We start from the raw sequence: 20542 nt of genomic DNA, 5'->3' as shown, positions 1-20542 counted from the left end.
CGTATTTTATTAAAAGTGAAAATTAAATTTAAACGCCAAACTTCCATTTCAGCCTAAGCGAAGCCTGCCTGCCCATATCATCGGAGTAATAACGAAATCTGTTCAGGTAGTCTCTGTAAGCTGTATTGAAAAGATTTTGAACAGAGACGTTAATTTCCAGTTCATTCTTTTTAGAGATTGGGATACTTCCACCTGCCTGAATATTCCAAAGCGAGTAAGCCGGTGGCGGCGGAGAAAAATCGCTGTTTGCAGGTACCCTTTTTTGCCGGGCTACGAGTAAATTTCCTGCGGAAACAGAAACTTTTTGCCATTTTCCGAAACTCGGGAATTCATATTTGAACTGGTTGTCCAGCCGGTTTGGCGGGATCATAACCAGGTAGCCATCGTTACGTTTGTCATATACCCGCAGGTAGCTCAGTTTACTTGTAAGCGTAAAATTTTTGATAATTTCCCATCCAACAGATAAATCAATTCCTTTAAAAATTGCATCAGTTTGGGTATATTTGAAATAAGGGAACGCGCCCCGGATCGTTAAAATAGGTTCGGGCTGAGGTTTTAGATAAATATAATCTGCGATATAGTTGTAGTATCCGCCCAGCTCAATGGTAAGTTTTTCGGAGGAATACTTAATACTTCCCACCGTGTTGATCGCTTTTTCCTGCAATAAAGTTGAATCGCCCTTTTCAAAGGCGGCAGCTCCGTGGTGGACGCCGTCACTAAAAAGCTCGCTGACATTTGGCGCTCTCCATGCAGTACCAACGTTGAGGCGGGCGGAAAGCTGCCGGGATATATTTTTGGTAGCCCCAAACGTTCCCGAGAAGTTAGAAAACGTAAAATCGTTAGAAACTTTTACCCGATTAACAATCCTGTGTGTGCTCAATGTCCGGTAGTCATACCTTGCGCCTGCTTCAAATTCCCAGTTATTTTTAATATATCTTTCAATCCAAAAGATCCCGATGTTAAACTGGTTGAAGTTAGGAATCAAAGGTCTTCCGCTCATCAAATTGTATTGGTACAAACTGCTGATTCCAACCTGACCGGTAATTTTCTGAGCGATTGGTTTGTGATCCCATACGACGTCGTTGGTCAGCGTATTAAGTTTAAAAGTAAGCTCAGGATGGTTAAGGGTCGCTATCGAGTCATTTCTGGGACGATGTAAATCAAATTCATTACGGTCGTTTAGTTGCTGGGCTATCGTCCATTGGATCCGGTTACCGTCATCGAAGTGATAATGCGCTTCCGCTTTGATCAGGTTATGTGTCACATTCTGGTTTGGACGACCTATGTTATAACTGAATCCGGATTTAACCAGCGGTTCTCCGTTTTTAATAACAGCCAGCAAATCGGTTACGCTGCCGATGTGAGAGCCGGAAAAGATACCAATTTGTGTATCAAATCGGCTGTAAAAAATATCTAAACCAAATCCTTTATGGCGGTAGCCTGCTGAAAGCGAAAAGTTTTTTTCACTGAGACCTGTATTATCTAAAAAGTAGTTTGGTGTCCGGATGTTACCGCCTCTTTTGATTGTGCCCTGTGCCCGCCATCCAAAACCTGTGAAACCTTTAACTCTACCCTGCAACGTTCCCGACGCGACTCCCTGTCTGCCATTGGAAAAGCCGACAAGGTTTACTTCTCCGCTCAGTGTTTTATCAAAAGGGAGTTCTTCCGGCTCCACCAGGATCACACCTCCGATTGCGTCGGAACCGTATCGTACGCCAGCCGCTCCTTTTACAACAGATAAACGGGTTGCAACAAACGGGTCAATTTCTGGTGCATGTTCGGAACCCCATTGCTGACCTTCCTGCCGTACACCGTTATTCATGATCAAAACGCGGTTGCTGTGCATGCCATGAATAACAGGCTTCGAAATGGAAGACCCTGTTTGTAAGGCGGTTACTCCTGTAAGGCTTTTCAGGCTTTCTGCAAGATTTTCACCTCTGGTCTGAAATAGTTCAGTTCCCGATAAAGTAGTCAGCGGCTGCGACGAAGGTGCGTCGGTACGATGTGCCGTGATTTCCACATCTTTTAAATGAACTTCACTTTCCTGCAGAGTAAAATTTTCTTCATGCCCGGCTGTTAAATCCAGTTTTTGTCTAAAAGGGTTGTAGCCAACAATACGGCATTCAATTTCATGTGCTCCCGGACAAAGATTGTTGAACTGATATTTGCCCTGCTGATCGGTGAAAACGCCATTGTTCTGGCCAACAATCAGTACCGTTGCTCCAACGATAGGCAATCCGGAATGCTGATCCCGTACCACACCTTTTATAAAACAGGCACAGGACGGATTCTGTGCATATGTGAATGAGCCGAGAATTGACAGAAAAAAGACGAAGACTATTTTTATCATTGGATCGATTAAGTCCGGCTACCAAATTTGCGAAGCCATTGTACTGTGCGAATTCTTTAAGGTAGTAAGAAGAAGCAAACTCATTCTTGTTACAACGTTGCAAAAATACATTATGTGCAACTTTGTTGCAAAGTTATTTTCGAAGAATTTTCGTTGTTTTACCAAGTTTCCGTGCCTTCTGGTAAATTTGCAGTTCACTTTTCGATTCTGCTGACTTGTCTTACCTTTTAATTACCAAAATTTTATTGATGCCGCCATTGATTGCCGGCGTGACCATGGCAGTCAGAAAGTGGGGTGAGGGCTTTGGAGGGTTTATTGGGGGCTTTCCCTGGATCGCAGGACCGATTTCGTTTTTTATAGCCATCGAGCATGGCGCACCATTTGCTGTTTCAACAATTCCTTCTGCTCTGCTGGGCTCAATCGGGACCATATTTTTTGCATTGGTTTATGCAATCTCCTCTACAAGGCTTGCCTGGCTGCCAAGCGTTTTGATCAGTTACCTGGCATTCTTTATTGTTGCGCTGGCTTCGCTGGGAAGGACAGTTTCAATATCTGCAGCTATTGTATTAAATCTGATCGTGCTAACCGGGGTTCTCTATATTTTTCCTAAATCAGAAAAGAAAACCGAATCTAAAAAACAGCCTGTTTACGACATTCCGTTAAGAATGCTGGTCGCTACATTTTTTGTAGTGATCCTCACGCAGGCCGCGGATTATCTCGGCCCGACATGGAGTGGTATACTTACACCATTTCCGATTATGACTTCTACGCTTGCTGTTTTTACACATGCACAACAAGGTCCCCAGGCAGCTGCCCGGATTTTATATGGATTGCTTTTGGCAGGTTATGGTTTTGTAGCTTTTCTGGTAGGTGTATTTTGGTTATTGCCAGTTATGAGCATTGGCTGGGCATACCTTATACTTACGATTAGTACGATGGTTATTAATGGGGCTACCGTAAGGCTTCTCAAAAAATAAAAAAGACTTACCCGGATCCGAATAAGTCTCGCATAGAATATTTAAACTCTTTCCAGTTTTACCGGATAGGTTTTCTTAGCGTTCCATTGGCAAACGTAGATATTTTTATCATTGTCGATACAAACATCATGGCAATGCATGAAAATAGGTTTTTCCTGCACCATCAATTGTAATTCCCCGTTGCGGTATTCAGGTTTGGTACCTCCCGGGTTGGAAATTACCTTGTTGTTTTTGTCAAGAATCGTTACAAAACCTGAGTTATTTGTCTGGTTCAGATACCGCAGCCTCGACCAGCATACACCGGCGTACATCGTATCTCCGTCGAAAACCGGTCGGCAGACAAATGCTCCGGGTAGAAATATTGTACTGAGATATTTGCCATCCAGGGTAAATCTTTTGAAAGCATTATGAACGCGGGAAGTAATCACCAGTGTTGGATTTGTTTTATCCCGATAGTCCACCGCGATTCCATGGGCGGTAGAAAACTGAGCATCTTCATCGCCCGGACCGCCAAATTTTCCAATGTATTCCCCTTTTGGCGTGTACCTCAAAATCCATTGTGAACCGTAACCATCTGCAATATAAATGGTTCCGTCCGGCCCGATTGCGGTTTCGGTAGGTTTAAAAGCGTCTGTTTCCTTGTAAGCACCTACTTTTGAAGGATGTTCAATAGTCAGCAGGATCTTTCCTTTTAAATCAGTTTTAAAAACTTTACCTAAATTAGGATCGCAGATAAACAAAAACTCTTCACCATTTGCATTCCACAAGGTAAGTCCGTGCCCACCGGGAAATTCATGGCCCCAGCTATCAAGCAGTTTGCCGGAGCGGTCATAAATAAGGATATTGTTTTTTACCTCATCTCCAATCATGATCAGCCGGCCCTTGCTGTCCTGAACCATTTCATGACAATTGTTGATCGGAAACTTTGAAGAATCAAGATTTCCCCAGCCCTGATGTACCTTGTATTTATGTGCTCCGTGCCCGATTACCTCCCCATCCGGTTTGGGTTTGGCATGAAGAATATAAAACGGCTTGAAAGTCAAGGCGGTGGCAACAGCAGCTGCGGTTACAGAAGCTATTTTCGCAAATTCCCGGCGGGAGGGTTTCTCGGTCATGGTTAGTCTTTTTTATTTAAAGACTTTACGCCGGAAAACTTACTATAATCCGTAACTCCTTTTGATTGAATACCAGGAAAACTGAGTTTAAACCGATGCAGAGTATCTTTTTCCATATCTGTTCAGCCAGTCCATCAACCTGTTCACATCCTGCATCCGGAAAAGCTCGCTTCCGGAATTCATGGTTGCAGCAGAACCGCAGGCAACTCCCATACGGACGGCCTCGCGCAGTGATTTTCCCTGTGATAATGTCCAAACGATACCGGCAACCATACTGTCGCCAGCGCCTACAGTACTTTTTGGCTGAACCGGAGGCGCTGGAATGTGCTCGACCTGATCTTCGGTAACCAGCATAGCACCCATAGCGCCCATAGAAACGACCACAACTTCACACTGTCCTCTGATGATCAGTGCACGTGCCGCATCGTCTACTTCATCCATTTCCAGCTTGTCGACACCTACCAGATGGCTTAATTCCAGAATATTCGGTTTCAAAAGATAAACTCCGGTTTCAGTTGCGAATCTTAAGGCATCACCGGAAGTATCTGCTATAAACCTGGCTCCCTGCTTGTGGGCGATTTTGGCTATTTGCCCGTAAAAATCTTCCGGCACACCGGGAGGTAAACTGCCACTGGCAATAATGTATGAAGGTTTTGGATCAATTTCTTCCATGGTTTCAAGAATGGAACGAACCTCGGTTGGCATCATTTCCGTTCCCGGCATCCCAAAGCGATATTGAAAGCCTGTACTGGTTTCAAGGATGTGAAAGTTTTCACGGGTCCATTGTTTTGTTTCAATCACCAGGGTTTCGACTCCTTCGCTTTTAACAAGCTTATGCAGCCGCTGACCGGTGGGTCCGCCAACCGTAAAAATAGCAATTGGATTTCCGCCAAGCCTGTGAATGGCCTTAGCAACATTAATTCCTCCTCCGCCTGCTTCGTAAGTTGGTGTTTCACAACGAAGTTTGTTGTCGGGAACAATGCGGTTAACGCTGGAACTTTCGTCAAGTGCAGGATTTATAGTCAGTGTTACAATCGGTCCGGTAGCCATGTAAATGTATATTCGTTAGAACAGGAGTAACTTCAAAGGATAATATATAAACGAAATTACGCGAATAAACTCAAAAAAATGATTCGGAGTATATCCATTTGACAAACCTTGATATCAGTTTAGTCAGGATTGCCCGTCGGTAACGTCCCAGCCGCCATCAATCGTGAGAACCTGGCCGGTGGTAAATTTAGAATAATCGGACATAAAATAAACTGCAGCTCCGTCCAGATCAGCAGGTTTTCCATATCTTCCTCCGTCCAGCGGTTGTTTGGAAATTGCAAATTTCTCCTGCTGTTCCGTAATATCTTCAAGTCCCTCGATAATGGAAGGAGCCAGCACATTTACCCGTATATTTTTCTCAGCATAGGAAGCGGCAACTGATTTTGAAAAACCGATGACAGCTGATTTTGCCGTAGCATAGGCATGATTGGAAAAATGTTTGGATGCAGGTGAAAAACCAACCACAGAGCTCATATTCAGAATCGCTCCGCCTTTGTTCATGCCCATGAAAGCGCGTATGGCAGCCTGGTTGGAAAGCATCAATGAAGTAAGGTTAAGATCCAGCGTCTGATTCCATCCCTGCAATGACAATTCATGAAGCGGACCGTCTCCAAATTTCTGTCCGCTGCCGCCTGCTACATGATACAACCCGTCAAAACTTCCAAACTCACGGATACAAAGCTGAATTGCATCGAGTGCCGTTTGAGGATGGGTGGCATCTCCCTGTTTTGCACGGGCAGTACTTCCCAATTGTAGCTCTGCTACAAGGCAATTTTCCGGATTTCTTCCTACCACCACTACATTGGCGCCATTTCTGACAAAGGCTTTGGATGCAGAAAATCCTAAGCCCGTTGTTCCGCCAATAACTACTATTGATTTATTTGCCAACCAGTTTTCCATAATTCGGTATTTTAATCCAAAGTAGAATTATTTAAACAAAAAAGAAAATGCTCTGCCAGCCTTAAAAGCGAGCAGAGCATTCCGTATTCCAGGAGCATTTTAAGCCACAGAACGTAATAGGGCCATCGATGATTTATCAAATTTCTCCTGTGCGTAATCCAGAGAAAGTGTAAATTCTTTTACTTCTTTCTGCGAAGGGAGATCAAACATTGCATCGGTCATGATCGATTCGCAGATTGAACGCAAACCGCGTGCGCCGAGCTTGTATTGCATAGCCTGATCTACGATAAAATCAAGCACGTCATCTTCGATATGTAGTTTTATGCCTTCCATGGCAAACAACTTGCTGTATTGTTTTACCAAAGCATTTTTTGGTTCTGTCAAAATACGGCGGAGTGTTTCTCTGTCCAAAGGATTTAAATGTGTCAGAACAGGTAGACGGCCGATCAATTCTGGAATTAAACCGAAAGATTTAAGATCCATTGCCGTCACATACCGCATCAGATTTCCTTTGTCAAATATTTCAATAATACGGTTGTCTCCTGAAAATCCGATTGGGCGTGTATTGATACGTTTTCCAATGTGGCGTTCAATACCGTCAAAAGCACCTCCGCAAATAAACAGAATGTTTTCTGTATTGATAGTGATCATTTTCTGATCCGGATGTTTCCGGCCGCCCTGAGGTGGAACGTTTACCGAAGATCCTTCAAGCAATTTAAGCAAAGCCTGCTGCACCCCTTCACCGCTAACGTCACGCGTAATGGACGGGTTGTCCGATTTACGCGCAATTTTGTCTATTTCATCAATATACACGATTCCGCGTTCAGCAGCTTCAACATTATAGTCAGCTGCCTGCAAAAGTCTTGTCAAAATAGTCTCTACATCTTCACCAACATAACCAGCTTCGGTTACAACGGTTGCGTCCGCCACACAAAACGGAACCTGAAGAATACGGGCGATGGATTTTGCCAGATAGGTTTTTCCGGTTCCGGTTTCACCAACCATGATGATGTTTGATTTCTCAATAACCACATCATCTTCGCTTACAGCCTGGTTGAGGCGTTTGTAATGATTATATACCGCAACTGCCAGAGAGCGTTTTGCCTCATCCTGACCAATTACATACTGCTCTAAAAAACGCTTTATTTCAGTGGGAGGGATTGATTTAAGCTTGGGTAGTTTCGATTTCTTTTCTTTTTTGTCTTCCTTTGAACCCAATTCTTCCGTGATGACCTGATAACCCTGAGCAATACAGTGATTGCAGATATGGGCGTCGATTCCGGAAAGCAATAAATCAACTTCATTTTTCTTACGTCCGCAAAACGAACAACTTACTTGTGCCATTGATCAATATATTCAGTGATGGTACGATCCAATTGATTATTAACGCAGAAAATCTAAATGATTTTCGATATAAAGGAGATAATTTAACAATATGCCCGGGCATATTGTTTCAGCAACGCCTTCCAAATTTATTCTTGTCAAATTTTCTTTGCTGCTTTTTATGACGATTTAATTATGAAGTACCATTAATACGGGTTTTTCCACAATTTGTCTGACACGTTTTTTATTCAGGCCGGAAATTTTCCCCAAAGTTCCGGTTTTTTGAGCGCCTTACCAAATTACAGATAGCCACAAAATAAAAACCGCCTGAACAAATTGTGCTCAGGCGGTTTTAAAGATATTCAGCAAGCTTATTTATCTCTTGTCAAAACTTCGTCAATCAGACCATATTCTTTGGCTTCATAAGCACGAAGCCATTTGTCGCGGTCAGAGTCGATGCCGATCTGTTCAGCAGTCTGTCCCGTGTGGTTTGCAAGAATTTCATACAATTCATGACGCAGTTTAACGATTTCACGGGTTGTGATCTCTATATCAACCGAAGTGCCCTGCGCACCGCCTGATGGCTGATGAATCATGACACGTGCGTGAGGTAGTGCAGAACGTTTTCCGGCTGCACCACCTGCAAGAAGTACCGCGCCCATAGAAGCTGCAAGACTTGTACATACAGTAGCAACGTCGGGACGCACATACTGCATGGTATCATAAATTCCCAACCCTGCGTAAACTGATCCGCCCGGACTGTTGATATACATCAGAATATCTTTTTTTGCATCTGCTGATTCCAAAAATAAAAGCTGGGCAACAATGATGTTAGCAATGTTATCGTCTACACCGGTTCCCATAAAAATAATCCTGTCTGCCATTAATCTTGAAAAAACATCCACTTCCCTAAAGTTCATCGGACGCTCTTCAATGACAGAACGGGTCATATTTTCAATGGTGTGGTTCATATAACCGTCAACCTTAAGGCCACTCATCCCAAGATGGTGAACGGCATATTTTCTAAATTCATTTCCGTGATCCATGAATAAATCTAAATTTTAAAATGATATGTAATTTAAAGGGTACATGTTCAGAAGAACAAAAAGCACCATATCTTAGTTTCTATTAAAAATATTGCAGTTTGTTTTCTTACTGACCACAAATTTGAATATTTCATTGAATAATCCTTGCCTGTTTGTGTGATAAATTATCGAAAAATGCGAGAGTCATCTTTTTAATGCCTGGTTATATTGCATTATTATTGATAACTGGTCGGAAAATTAACAATAAACGCCATGAGTTTAGCATCAAACTTATCAGAAAGAATTCGGCAAATCAGATTGCAAAAAGGCCTTTCTCAGGAAAACATGGCCGATATGCTTGGTTTGTCCACGACTGCCTACGGAGATGTCGAGCGGGGAAGAACCGAACTTTCCTTCTCACGTCTTGAAAATATTGCCAAATTACTGGATATGCCATTGCCCGATTTGCTAGGCTTTGGGTCTATGACACTTTCGGAAACGGAGTGGCTTCGTCAGGAAAATACCAGACTAATGGCAGTTAACGCCCGTCTCCAGAATGAGGCGGAGCAATGGAAAGCGAAATTTAAATTGTGGTTCGGAGAAGGAATCGTCCGCGAAATTGGCGAGCGGAGGGAGAGGATTGGATTTTAGTTAACAGTTTTTTTAGTTAGAAGTTTTTAGTATACAGTTTCAAGTTAACAGTTTTCTGCTGCATTGGCTTCGTGCTGTTTCCTGTAAATTTTATACTGTTAACTCAGTACTAAAAAGCGAAAGAGTTCAAAATTAGCATCAACTGCTTACTTTGAACTCTTTACTGTTTACTAAAAACTGTAAACTTTTAAAATTAAACTTCTTCCTGAGCTTCTCCTTTTGCAAGTGCTTCGAATTCACTCACTTCAATTGTTTGTTCGTCGGTAGAAACCTGATCACGGATAATATCCAGAACTTTGGCATCAAATACCTGATTGAATATGCTGGTGTAGTTATCACGCTCTTTGTCAGCTAGGTAACCTTGTGCAACACGGTCAATCGTTTCTTTCATGCTCTCGTCGTCGCCGTAAATACCAAACTGGCCTTTTACCATCTGACGGGTGAACTCAAGAATTTCAGGATATTCCACTTTCACAGATTCTGCATCTGCAATTTTATTTTTGATCAAACTTAATTTTAGTGATTTTTGGAAATCAGCGAACTGATCTTCAATTTGGTCACGTGTGAATTTGCCTTCGTTTGTTTTTTCCAGCCAGTCTTTAAGGAATTCGGCAGGAAGATCAATTGAAATATTATCAAGCAGAGCAGTTTCGATATCGCGGCGAAGCAGTGCCTCGGTTTCGCGCTCGTAATTGCCTTTTATAATTTCAAGAACTTTTTCGTTAAAAGATTCTTCAGAGTCAACAACCCCTGCACCCAGTACTTTATCGAAAAATTCGTTGTTCAGTTCAGCAGGAGCCTGGCGGGTGATGTCTTCAACCGTCAGCGTGTATTCACCTGAAAGGCTGCCTACATCTTCTTTCTTTTTACCGGTAACATGCGCAATAGCCGATTCCTCAGTAAAAGTATTTTGAATATCAAATGTAATCACGTCACCTTTTTTCACACCAACGAATTTAGAAAGACTTTCTTCCTTCAGTTGTTTTGTAGGAATGGCGGTGTTGGTCGTGAATTCAGAAGATTCCTGTTTTAGCTCGCCAAAAATCATATCGCCTGACTCGCTTACTTCAGGATGCGTGCTGTCAGCAAATCTCTCACGAAGGCTATCCAAAGTTTTTGTGAATTCTTTGTCGTCTACATTGATTGAGTAGCGTTTTACAGCAGGAAGTTCAGACAGGTTCACATCAAAATCTGATGCAACACCCAGATTATAACTGAATTCGAAATCGCTTGGGGTATCCCAGTTTACTTCGTCAGCGCTTTTGCGGTCAGGAATAGGATCTCCCACAACCTGTAATTTATTTTCACGGATATAGCTGCTAACTGCAGTGCTCAGAAGATTATTTACTTCGTCAACCAAAATACTTTTACCATACATGCGCTGAATAACATGGCCAGGTACTTTTCCAGGACGGAAACCTTTCAAATTCACACGTTTTGAATAATCCTTAATGGTTTTATCAACTTTTGGCTGATAATCATCTTTGGTCAGCTTTACTTTAAGTGAGGCTAATGTTGGCGAATTCTTCTCTAATAAAACTTCCATGTGTTGCTTTATGATATTTGTAAATGCCTTTTTTTAGAAAAATGAAAAGAAAAATGCCCTCAAAACAGAGTCCTGAGGGCATTTGACGGGTTAACTACGGAGCAGTTTGTTTTCTTAATTAAATTAGGAAATACGACGCCCCGTCAGTCCCTTGTTATTCGTACGGGCGGAGGGAATCGAACCCCCACGCCTTGCGGCACTAGATCCTAAGTCTAGCACGTCTACCAGTTCCGCCACGCCCGCTCTTATTTTTTTGTTTCCGTATGCAACGTGATCGTTGAATTGGGAGTGCAAAGGTATGTATTTTTTTTTATTACCTCCAAATTTTTTTAAAAAAATTATCTTTAGGTAAAATGATATTGAATAATGTCGCTAAAATTTGTTATTTTGGTGAAGCATACCAATTACTACTAAGCAGTGGAGCAACTCGTTGAATCCCTCACTATTGACCTGGAGCAGGAGCGTAAGGATATTCTCAAAAAATATAGAAGGCTATTAAGAACAGCCAAACCTTTTTTAAAGGATAATGACGCCAAACTCATAAAAAAGGCCTTCTACACGTCCGTGGAGGCCCATAAAGACATGCGTCGCCGGTCCGGGGAACCGTATATTTATCATCCGCTGGCAGTTGCCCAAATCGTTGTAGAGGAAATTGGCCTTGGTACCACCGGTATCGTTGCTGCCTTACTTCATGATGTTGTGGAAGACACCGACATGCGCATTGAAGATATTGAGCGCTTGTTTGGAAAAAAAGTAGCCAAGATTATTGACGGCCTCACCAAAATTTCGGGGAGGTTTGAATACGGTACATCGCAGCAGGCTGAAAATTTCAGGAAAATGCTGCTTACGCTGTCGGATGATGTGCGTGTAATTCTGGTTAAGCTCGCTGACAGGCTGCATAACATGCGTACACTTGACAGTATGCCGCGTGACAAACAGCTGAAAATAGCATCGGAAACGATTTTTATTTATGCGCCGCTTGCTCACCGTTTGGGCTTATACAGTATAAAGTCAGAGCTGGAAGAGCTTTATCTGAAATATACCGAACCGCAGGAATACCGGGCTATTGCCAGAAAACTAAGGGAAACCAAAGGTATCCGGGATCGTTTTATTTCCAAATTCATGGAGCCTATTGCTCAGGATCTGGAAGCAGCGGGTCTGAATTTTATTTTAAAAGGGAGGCCTAAGTCGATTTACTCGATCTGGAATAAGATGCGTAAGCAGAACAAACCTTTTGAAGAAATTTATGATTTGTTCGCTGTCAGAATCGTTCTTGAATCGTCAGTGGAAGGTGATCGTGAAAAAGCAATTTGCTGGCAGGCTTATTCTATTGTAACGGATCATTACAAGCCCAATCCGGATCGTTTGAAAGATTTCCTGAGCACGCCAAGGGCAAACGGATACCAGTCGCTTCACTCCACTGTAATGAGTAAAAGCGGTCAGTGGGTTGAAGTCCAGATCCGTACCTCACGGATGGATGAAATTGCCGAAAAGGGTTATGCGGCTCACTGGAAATATAAGGGAAACGATACCAAGGTTAAAGGAAATATAGAGCAGTGGATTACTCAGGTAAGAGAAACACTGGAAAATGGTTTTGGTGATAAAACAGCTGCCATTGAATTTTTGGATGAATTCAGGAGCAACCTTTTTAATGAGGAGGTTTTTGTATTTACACCAAAGGGAGAATTGAAAGTTTTGCAAAGTGGTGCAACAGCACTGGATTTTGCTTTTGATATTCACTCCGAAGTAGGTGCACATTGCATGGCTGCCAAAGTGGGAGGGATTCTCGTTCCGATCAGTTACGTGCTGAATAATGGGGATCAGATCGAGATCATTACATCCGCTAAACAAAAGCCAAATGAAGACTGGCTGCGTATTGTAGTTACCTCAAAAGCCAGAGCCAGGATTAAGGATTTTCTGAAAGAGGACAACCGCAGATATGAAACAGACGGTCGTCAACTGGTTGAGAAAAAACTTAAAGTACTAGGTATTGAATTAAATGCAGAAGTAACAAACCAGCTTCGTGCCTTTTTCGAATGCAAAACGTCTGCCGATTTCTTTTACCGGATTGGCAAAGCCTACATTCATCTGGATGAACTGAAAAGGTTTAAGCGCGATAAAGATTCCAAGGAAAGAAAGGCCACAGAAACTGCGGTTATACCTCCGGCGGCTGTGAACGGAGATGGTAAAGCTTTTACAAAACTTTTAAAAAATATTCATGGCGACAGAGCCGACAGCGACACTTTGCTGATTGGCGATGACATGGATAAAATTGATTATAAACTCGCTCCCTGCTGTAATCCTATTGCAGGAGACGACGTTTTTGGCTTTGTAACGATTAACGAAGGTATCAAAATTCATCGCACAACCTGTCCTAATGCGGCTGAACTGATGTCAAAACACGGCAACCGTATCATCAAGGCCAAGTGGGAGTCGAGCAAGCAGGAAGCATTTCTTGCCGGGCTATATATTTCCGGAACGGATAGGGTTGGGTTGATTAATGATGTGACAAGGATCATCTCAAATGAGCTTCACATCAACATGCGCGGGCTTACAATTGATACGAAAGATGGTGTTTTTAACGGTGATATCCGCCTTTATGTACAGGATACAAGCCATCTTGATATACTGATCAGTAAACTGGAACAGGTTGAAGGTGTTTACAATGTTCAGCGTTTTGATACCAATCTGATTGGGAAAGAGTCGTAAATGAACCATTACATACAGTACTTGTTATCCAATTGATTTTTGTTTTTGCAGCCTCAAATTTTCAGCTTAGCTGTCACAGAGTCACCTTGTTTAAGTAAAAAAGCGTAATTTGCGCAAGATTTCAGAAAGATATGCCACAAGCCAGCAAACCAAATTTTGAAGCCGCCAAGAAGATCTTAACGGCTTACTTAGAAAATAAAGGACTTCGTAAAACGCCGGAGCGCTTTGCGATTCTGGAAGAAATATATACCCGTGAAGATCACTTTGATGTAGATGAACTTTACATCAGCATGAAAAACAAACGTTACCGGGTAAGCCGCGCTACGGTTTACAATACGCTGGACGTTCTTGTTGACTGTGATCTGGTTACTAAACATCAGTTTGGTAAAAACCTTGCACAATTTGAAAAATCATATGGTAACAAACAGCACGATCACCTGATCTGCACGGATTGCCATAAGGTTATGGAATTTTGTGATCCGCGCATCCAATCCATCCAGAACATGGTAGGTGAGATGCTTAATTTCAGTGTTCTTCATCATTCGCTCATTTTTTATGGCAACTGTACCAAAGAGAATTGCCAGAATCGCAATGAAATAGGACAGGAAGTGTCAGTCGCCCACGAAAGGGATTAATTAGTCTTCAGTCGGTCCGATGATTGGGCCGACGAATCTTACGGAATTTATTTTTTAGTAATCAATTATTGAATGAAAGTTGATGTATTGCTTGGTCTCCAATGGGGAGATGAGGGTAAAGGTAAAATCGTGGACGTTCTTGCGCCGCGTTACAATGTTGTTGCCCGTTTTCAGGGAGGCCCAAATGCTGGTCATACCCTTGAATTTGACGGAATTAAGCATGTTTTACACCAAATTCCATCAGGGATTTTTCGCAGTGATATCCAGAATATCATTGGAAACGGCGTAGTGCTTGATCCGATCGTTTTTAAAAGAGAAGTTGAAAATCTGGCAAAATATAACCTGGACCTGTTCAGTAACCTGTTCGTTTCCAAAAAAGCATCGCTGATATTACCAACGCATGCGCTTTTGGATGCTGCGTACGAAAAATCAAAAGGGGATTCCAAAATTGGTTCCACATTGAGAGGAATTGGCCCGACTTATCAGGATAAAATTGCGCGTCTTGGATTAAGAGTTGGTGACGTCTTGTCTCCAAATTTTGCCGATAAATATAAAAAACTGGTTGATGCTCATAAAGTCATTCTTGATTTTTATGCATTCGATTATTCTGCTACGCTTACACAAGCAGAGGAGAATTTCTTCGCAGCAATCGAATTTATGAAGCAGTTCACATTGGTGGATAGTGAATATGTGATTAATGATGCGCTTACTGCCGGCCGGTCTGTTCTTGCCGAAGGTGCACAAGGTTCATTGCTTGACATTGATTTTGGTTCATATCCTTTTGTGACGAGCTCTACCACCATGGCGGCAGGAGCTTGTACCGGTTTAGGGATTGCGCCAAGCCAGGTAGGAGAGGTTTTCGGAATATTCAAGGCATATTGTACCCGTGTTGGCAGCGGTCCTTTTCCAACCGAATTGTTGGAAGAAACGGGTGAAAAAATGCGTAAAGAAGGTCGTGAATTCGGAGCGACAACGGGTCGTCCGCGTCGCTGTGGCTGGCTGGATCTGCCTGCGTTGAAATATGCAGTGATGATCAATGGTGTAACGCAGCTTATCATGATGAAAGTTGACGTTTTGACTATTTTTGATACAATCCGTGTTTGTACAAACTACCGTTTACCGGATGGTTCTTTGACAGACCAGTTACCCTACGACTTATGTGACGAAACGGTTGAGCCGGTTTATCGCGACTTCACAGGATGGCAGCAGTCATTAGATGGAATTCGTGATTTCGAAGGAATTCCTGCGGAGTTGCTTGCTTACATCAAATTCCTGGAAGAAGAACTTAATTTGCCTATAACCTTTGTTTCAACCGGTCCTGATCGTGAAGCTTTGATCACGCGTGAAACATCTGCTTTATTGAACTGATAAATTAAGACCCTGTTATTGAAAATCCCCGGCCGGTAATTTTACCAGACGGGGATTTTTATTTGAAATTCTGCTTATAATTTAAGAAAGTAGTCCCAAAACGTCTTCCCTGCTGAGGGATTTTACAAAACCGTCTTCATTGGAGATCAGATCATCAGCCAGTTGCTTCTTAGTCCTTTGCAGGGCAAGAATTTTTTCTTCAACTGAGTTTTTAGTAATGAATTTATAAGTGAAAACGGTACGCTGCTGTCCAATCCTGTGGGCACGGTCAACGGCCTGGGCTTCTATTGCAGGATTCCACCAGGGATCCAGGATAAATACATAATCCGCTGCGGTCAGGTTAAGGCCTAATCCGCCTGCTTTCAGTGAGATCAAAAATATTTTGATTCCTTCATCAGTTTGGAAATTTTCCACCTGCGACTGTCTGTCTTTTGTTGAGCCGTCCAGATAGGAGTAAATAATTTTTTGCTTGTCAAGATGTGCCCGAAACAGATCCAGATGTTTTATGTATTGGCTGAAAATCAATATTTTATGGTTTTCGCTTATTACGGTTTGTATCTTATGAAGTACGTCCTCAAACTTACCGGAACCATCCTCATAGCTGCCATCGACCATTCGCGGGTGATTGGCCAGCTGACGGAGCTTTGTCAAACCCTGAAGAACAACCATCTGGGACTTTGAAATTCCATCTGAATCTATACTTTGCAGGATCAGGTTACGATAATAAGCCTTGGCTTCTTCGTACGCTTTTTCCTGCTCTTCGGTCATGTCACAATACTGAATACTTTCAACCTTTTCTGGTAAATCGGTTGCAACCTGCGACTTGTGTCTTCTCAGAATAAATGGACGGATCAGATTATACAGTCGTTTAGACTTTTCTTCTTCGTTCTTTTTTTCAATAGGAACCTGAAATTCATCACGGAAAAAGGCCTGACTTCCCAGTAGTCCCGGATTCACAAATGACATTTGCGACCATAAATCCAGCGTGCTGTTTTCAATCGGTGTTCCGGTTAGGATTAGTCTGTTAGCAGAATTTAATTTCCTGACTGCCTTTGTAATAATGGAAGCCGGATTTTTGATGGCCTGCGACTCATCCAGAATGATATAGTTAAAGCGGAATGATTTGATAAAATCGATATCCAGACGGATAATTCCGTAGGAAGTCAGAATTAGATCATAATCGCGGAATTTAGCAGTATCTTTTTCACGGTAAGTGCCCGTGTAAACCAGTATTTTCAGGTCAGGGGTAAACCGTTTTGCTTCCAGATCCCAGTTGTAAATCAGAGACGTTGGCATAATCAGCATAGACGGCTCTGAAATCCCAGCTTCCTTTTGTGATTGAAGGAATGCCAAAGTCTGAACGGTTTTACCCAAACCCATGTCGTCGGCCAGACAACCTCCGAACCGGTATTGGTTCAGGAAATGCAGCCAGTCGTAACCCGACTTTTGGTATGGTCTTAAAATACCTTTGAAATTCAACGGGGGAGAAGCGGGTTCGATGTGATTAAAATCCCTGAGGTTTTCCAGTTTTCTGCTTATGACTGCGGTTGCCAGGTTTTCTTCCTGCAGCTCCTGCACAAGGGCAAGATGATGCATTTTTAGGCGCAGATTGTCCTCGTCATGTCCGCTTTCCGTAAAAGAAAACAGCTCTGAATATTTGGTAAACCACCATTCGGGAATAACAGCTGTTTCTCCATTTGGAAGTAAGAACTCTTTTTTCTGATTAAGAATGTAATTTCTTAGCTGTAAAAAAGGAATCTCAAATTCTCCGAACTGAACCCGGGCATGAATGTCAAACCAGTCTCTTCCTTCCTGGATTGAGATATCGAGGGACGAATAACCAAGGAAATAGCGTTTGGTATCAGCTGTGTTTTGACGAACAGCGATACCGTTTTCAGTCAGCTGGTCTGCATTACTTTGTAGCCAGCCAAATGCCTCCGACTTAGGCAAACGGATTTTTCCGTTTTTTATGCCTAGTCCCCAGTCTTTTAATCTTGCAAGTTGATCTCTTTCAGCGCGAAGATCACGTTTAACTTTAAAGAATGAATATTCATTTCCCTTCTTTTCAACGGATACACTTGACGCTGTCGCCAGGTCATCAATTCGGAAGGAAAAATTTCCATATTGAAATGAGAGATCCAGAATCACGAAATCATCCTCAGGCTCTTCCGGCAAAACTTCTGATGCGCCCGCATCTGCGAACATAATAAGTTCCGCTTTACGATACGTGACGGCACTATCTGAAATGGTAAGTATTGTTTTTGGTGCTGAAGTAATGTTTCTGATATCGAAGCCACGGGCGACCACATCATAAGAGGCAATGAGAGGAGCGACAAACTTTCGGTAGTACTGTTCCTCAACATTACCGGGAATGGCAATAAATTTTTTGGCAAGAAAAGGTTTTATTTTTTTGCCGTCAACGTGTCCCTGGAAGTGATATAAACTTTCACCAACGATAAGCCAGGCAGGCTCTTCACAAATAAGAATCGCGTTTTTATATTGGAAATCAAGCTTTTCATATCTGAAACGGATGGTTGGGAAATAGTGTGTATTGTCTTCGTTGCGGACGAAATGAAATCGTATTGTTGCCTTTTCTATCTCCCAAAGTAGTGGTTTCCAAAGCGGATTGCCATCGCCACCCATAATAAAGAGTTCTTTTCCTTCAAGTCTTTCAAGTATCCGCGCTTTACTTAATTCCAGATAATGAGCAATATTTTCCTGCGTATTCTTATCACCTTTTTGAACATCATAAACTTTTAAAAAGAAATCAACTGCGCTAAGTTTCTTTGAATTAAATTTTTTCAGGATCGCATCCTGCTGAATATCATCAATTAGGTCAACAAGTTCGAAATCTGTAGCATCCAGGCCTGAACTGAATTCTTTAATATTTTTGGAAGAAATGTTTTGGATTTGAAATGAAAATTCCCCCTGATGATTTAGCTGAACGACAAAAGATTCGAAGATGTAGCCGAGATATTCATGATTCAAAATTGAGTAGACAATTTTGAAAGGTGCAAGGGGTGATACTTTCATTCTGATACGTTGATACGTCTTTAGAGCAGACTGACTAGTAAGCCAAGTAAGAAAAAAAGGCTCCGTCAAGTCTGGCAAAATATCAAATATAGAATAAATGAGGACCAAAAAAAAGACTTCCTGAAAAAGGAAGTCTTTGATCAAAGTAGTACCCCTTCCCGAACATTTATCGAACCACTTTTTAGAAGACTTGGAGAAAATATCTAAGATGGTTGTGTAGAATTTTGAAGTAACAAATGGTCATTTCAGTGTAAAACAAATTGCGACTCAACAAATTTTATCCTTTGTGCTTCAATTAAACGGTCGATTCCGGTATATGCTCATTTCCGTCATTGCAGAAAATTGCACCGCGTTAGTTAATTTCGAAGGGAAGAAATTTAAATGCTTATTTATTATCAGCTGAATGGTTCGTAAATTTGATTATAACAAGATTGACAATATACAAGGTACAATTGTGAAAATCCGTAAGAAAGCTATTAGGGAAGAAAAGGTGGCTAATGCCAGCTATGAAATTGACTATGCGTCCAGTAACATCGTAAGAAAAACTCTTGAAATGACTAGAACGCTTGAAAAGTATCCTAGACCTACTCGTAATTAATAGTTCTTATCTATCCCATAATGGCAAATCATGAATGCGGAAAACTCTCTGCCGACTCTGGCGTTGGGAGCCACAAGTTACCTTCTTAGAATTTTTTTCATAACCTTCATGAAGATATGATAAGAAGGTGTACCGAAATAAACTAATGTTTAAATCAGTACACTTTTCAGATTTATAGATCGTCTAGGAAATAGGTATAACAGCGGTTTTGATCAACACACTTTAAATCGGTACAGTTTTGCTTTATCTGTTCGATAATTTACTACTGGAAACGATGACCTGACAGTCGATGATTTAAATCAGATTTTAAACGATTTCCAATATATCCTTCCACCTGAGAGAAACGATACAAGTTGCGCTATGCAGTCTAAACAGCAATCACACTGCCCGCTCCATTCGCTTCGCTCCCGTGTTGGTGTTGCCTTATTAGCCTTCCGCTTGGTGCCTGTTTGCATCGTTCTCCAACGGTGGAAGGGCAATTAAAGGGAAAAAATATGAGCACTGAACAATTGACAAATGCGGATCTTGCAGTATTTACAGGAACTGAACAGTGGTATCGTCATCCAGTAGTAAAAAATACGTTGTATACAGATGGAATTAAATTTGTTGCCCAAAGAGCTAGGGCCTACTGGCTTATCGATGAAATTACTTATCAGCAGTATCATCTCCGGATCAAAAATGAAGAGTTTCAGGTTTGGACTCTAAAAGTTGATCTTGAAGGTTCTACTGCCATACTTACTTGCGATGATTGTAATGACCATATAATATTCACGAAACCAATCGGATATACTGGCTTTCCGTTAAAAAAGATTAAAATCTATGTGACCAACGATGTGATTTTATTGCCAAGCGAATACTGAATTGAAAAAGCTGCTTCTTAGGGGGCAGCTTTAATTTGTTAGGTTATATTAATCAAGCATTTGTTGAGCTCCGGTTTTTCCGACTTAGCGCTTGAAATTTTATCCGTAAGGACTTTTTTTACCCAGATTTGAGAGATCTTCAATTTGCAAATCCAGATTTTGTTCTTGCGTACTCACACGGGCATAACCTACTTCCATTTTGTCTTGTTTACTTATCCTTTCAAGGATTATAGGATATTGTTTTTCAAGACAACAAAATAGTACACCTTTTGAACTCAAAAACAGATTTGTAAACTTCAGAATTGTTTTGCACTATTTTAACAGAAATACTTTGCCCAGACGGGTTCATTCAAACCGTGGTTAAAATGAACACAAGCCATCAAGCAATTTATGCCGCACTCG

At 41.8% G+C, this 20542-nt stretch carries 15 protein-coding genes and 1 tRNA gene; 6 read left to right on the top strand and 10 right to left on the bottom strand.

All coding sequences use genetic code 11. The features are described from left to right. Window positions 1-28: 28 nt before the first annotated feature. A complete protein-coding gene (locus E0F88_RS26545; protein WP_131961319.1) occupies window positions 29-2350 on the bottom strand; it encodes a TonB-dependent receptor in 2322 nt (773 codons plus the stop codon). Between the two features lie 248 nt (window positions 2351-2598). Here E0F88_RS26545 and E0F88_RS26540 point away from each other — a divergent pair, with 248 nt between their 5' ends. Beyond that, a complete protein-coding gene (locus E0F88_RS26540) occupies window positions 2599-3327 on the top strand; it encodes a hypothetical protein (protein WP_131961318.1) in 729 nt (242 codons plus the stop codon). Window positions 3328-3368: 41 nt separating this feature from the next. Here the strand turns inward: E0F88_RS26540 and E0F88_RS26535 are convergent, their stop codons facing one another. The 5 genes from E0F88_RS26535 to E0F88_RS26515 form a co-directional block, all read right to left on the bottom strand. After that, window positions 3369-4442 (bottom strand): NHL repeat-containing protein, encoded by a 1074-nt coding sequence (locus tag E0F88_RS26535; RefSeq protein WP_131961317.1) that lies wholly within the window; start codon window positions 4440-4442, stop codon window positions 3369-3371. Between the two features lie 87 nt (window positions 4443-4529). After that, window positions 4530-5492 (bottom strand): 1-phosphofructokinase family hexose kinase, encoded by a 963-nt coding sequence (locus E0F88_RS26530; RefSeq protein WP_131961316.1) that lies wholly within the window; start codon window positions 5490-5492, stop codon window positions 4530-4532. A 123-nt stretch (window positions 5493-5615) separates the two neighbouring features. After that, on the bottom strand, window positions 5616-6392 hold the full coding sequence (locus tag E0F88_RS26525; RefSeq protein WP_131961315.1) for an SDR family NAD(P)-dependent oxidoreductase: 777 nt from the start codon (window positions 6390-6392) through the stop codon (window positions 5616-5618). 99 nt (window positions 6393-6491) lie between these two features. After that, window positions 6492-7736, bottom strand: a complete 1245-nt coding sequence (gene clpX, locus E0F88_RS26520; RefSeq protein WP_131961314.1) for an ATP-dependent Clp protease ATP-binding subunit ClpX — start codon at window positions 7734-7736, stop codon at window positions 6492-6494. Between the two features lie 350 nt (window positions 7737-8086). Then, window positions 8087-8761: a ClpP family protease gene (locus tag E0F88_RS26515; protein WP_131961313.1), complete on the bottom strand. Its 675-nt coding sequence runs from the start codon at window positions 8759-8761 to the stop codon at window positions 8087-8089. 252 nt (window positions 8762-9013) lie between these two features. Between E0F88_RS26515 and E0F88_RS26510 the strand changes: the two genes are divergently transcribed. Next, window positions 9014-9391 (top strand): helix-turn-helix domain-containing protein, encoded by a 378-nt coding sequence (locus tag E0F88_RS26510; protein WP_131961312.1) that lies wholly within the window; start codon window positions 9014-9016, stop codon window positions 9389-9391. 193 nt (window positions 9392-9584) lie between these two features. Here the strand turns inward: E0F88_RS26510 and tig are convergent, their stop codons facing one another. Next, window positions 9585-10937 (bottom strand): trigger factor, encoded by a 1353-nt coding sequence (tig, locus tag E0F88_RS26505; protein ID WP_131961311.1) that lies wholly within the window; start codon window positions 10935-10937, stop codon window positions 9585-9587. Window positions 10938-11098: 161 nt separating this feature from the next. Next, window positions 11099-11180: transfer RNA gene (locus E0F88_RS26500), tRNA-Leu, on the bottom strand. Between the two features lie 174 nt (window positions 11181-11354). Between E0F88_RS26500 and E0F88_RS26495 the strand changes: the two genes are divergently transcribed. From E0F88_RS26495 to E0F88_RS26485, 3 genes are all read left to right on the top strand, one after another. After that, window positions 11355-13646 carry a RelA/SpoT family protein gene (locus E0F88_RS26495; protein ID WP_131961310.1) on the top strand — a complete coding sequence of 764 codons (2292 nt, stop codon included), beginning with the start codon at window positions 11355-11357 and terminating at the stop codon, window positions 13644-13646. Between the two features lie 131 nt (window positions 13647-13777). Continuing rightward, complete coding sequence (locus E0F88_RS26490; protein ID WP_131961309.1) at window positions 13778-14281, top strand: Fur family transcriptional regulator; 504 nt, start codon at window positions 13778-13780, stop codon at window positions 14279-14281. Window positions 14282-14353: 72 nt separating this feature from the next. Then, window positions 14354-15649, top strand: coding sequence for an adenylosuccinate synthase (locus E0F88_RS26485; RefSeq protein ID WP_131961308.1), 1296 nt, complete (start codon window positions 14354-14356; stop codon window positions 15647-15649). A gap of 81 nt (window positions 15650-15730) precedes the next feature. Here the strand turns inward: E0F88_RS26485 and E0F88_RS26480 are convergent, their stop codons facing one another. After that, complete coding sequence (locus tag E0F88_RS26480) at window positions 15731-18682, bottom strand: DEAD/DEAH box helicase (RefSeq protein ID WP_131961307.1); 2952 nt, start codon at window positions 18680-18682, stop codon at window positions 15731-15733. Between the two features lie 1092 nt (window positions 18683-19774). Here E0F88_RS26480 and E0F88_RS26475 point away from each other — a divergent pair. Beyond that, on the top strand, window positions 19775-20140 hold the full coding sequence (locus tag E0F88_RS26475) for a DUF6876 family protein (RefSeq protein WP_131961306.1): 366 nt from the start codon (window positions 19775-19777) through the stop codon (window positions 20138-20140). A 99-nt stretch (window positions 20141-20239) separates the two neighbouring features. Here the strand turns inward: E0F88_RS26475 and E0F88_RS34105 are convergent, their stop codons facing one another. Beyond that, complete coding sequence (locus E0F88_RS34105; RefSeq protein WP_220466383.1) at window positions 20240-20338, bottom strand: recombinase family protein; 99 nt, start codon at window positions 20336-20338, stop codon at window positions 20240-20242. Between the last annotated feature and the right edge of the window lie 204 nt (window positions 20339-20542).

The sequence above is a fragment of the Dyadobacter psychrotolerans genome (genome assembly GCF_004349265.1).
In the GTDB taxonomy this organism is placed as follows: Bacteria; Bacteroidota; Bacteroidia; order Cytophagales; family Spirosomataceae; genus Dyadobacter; species Dyadobacter psychrotolerans.
This window is presented reverse-complemented; position numbering and strand designations above follow the sequence as displayed.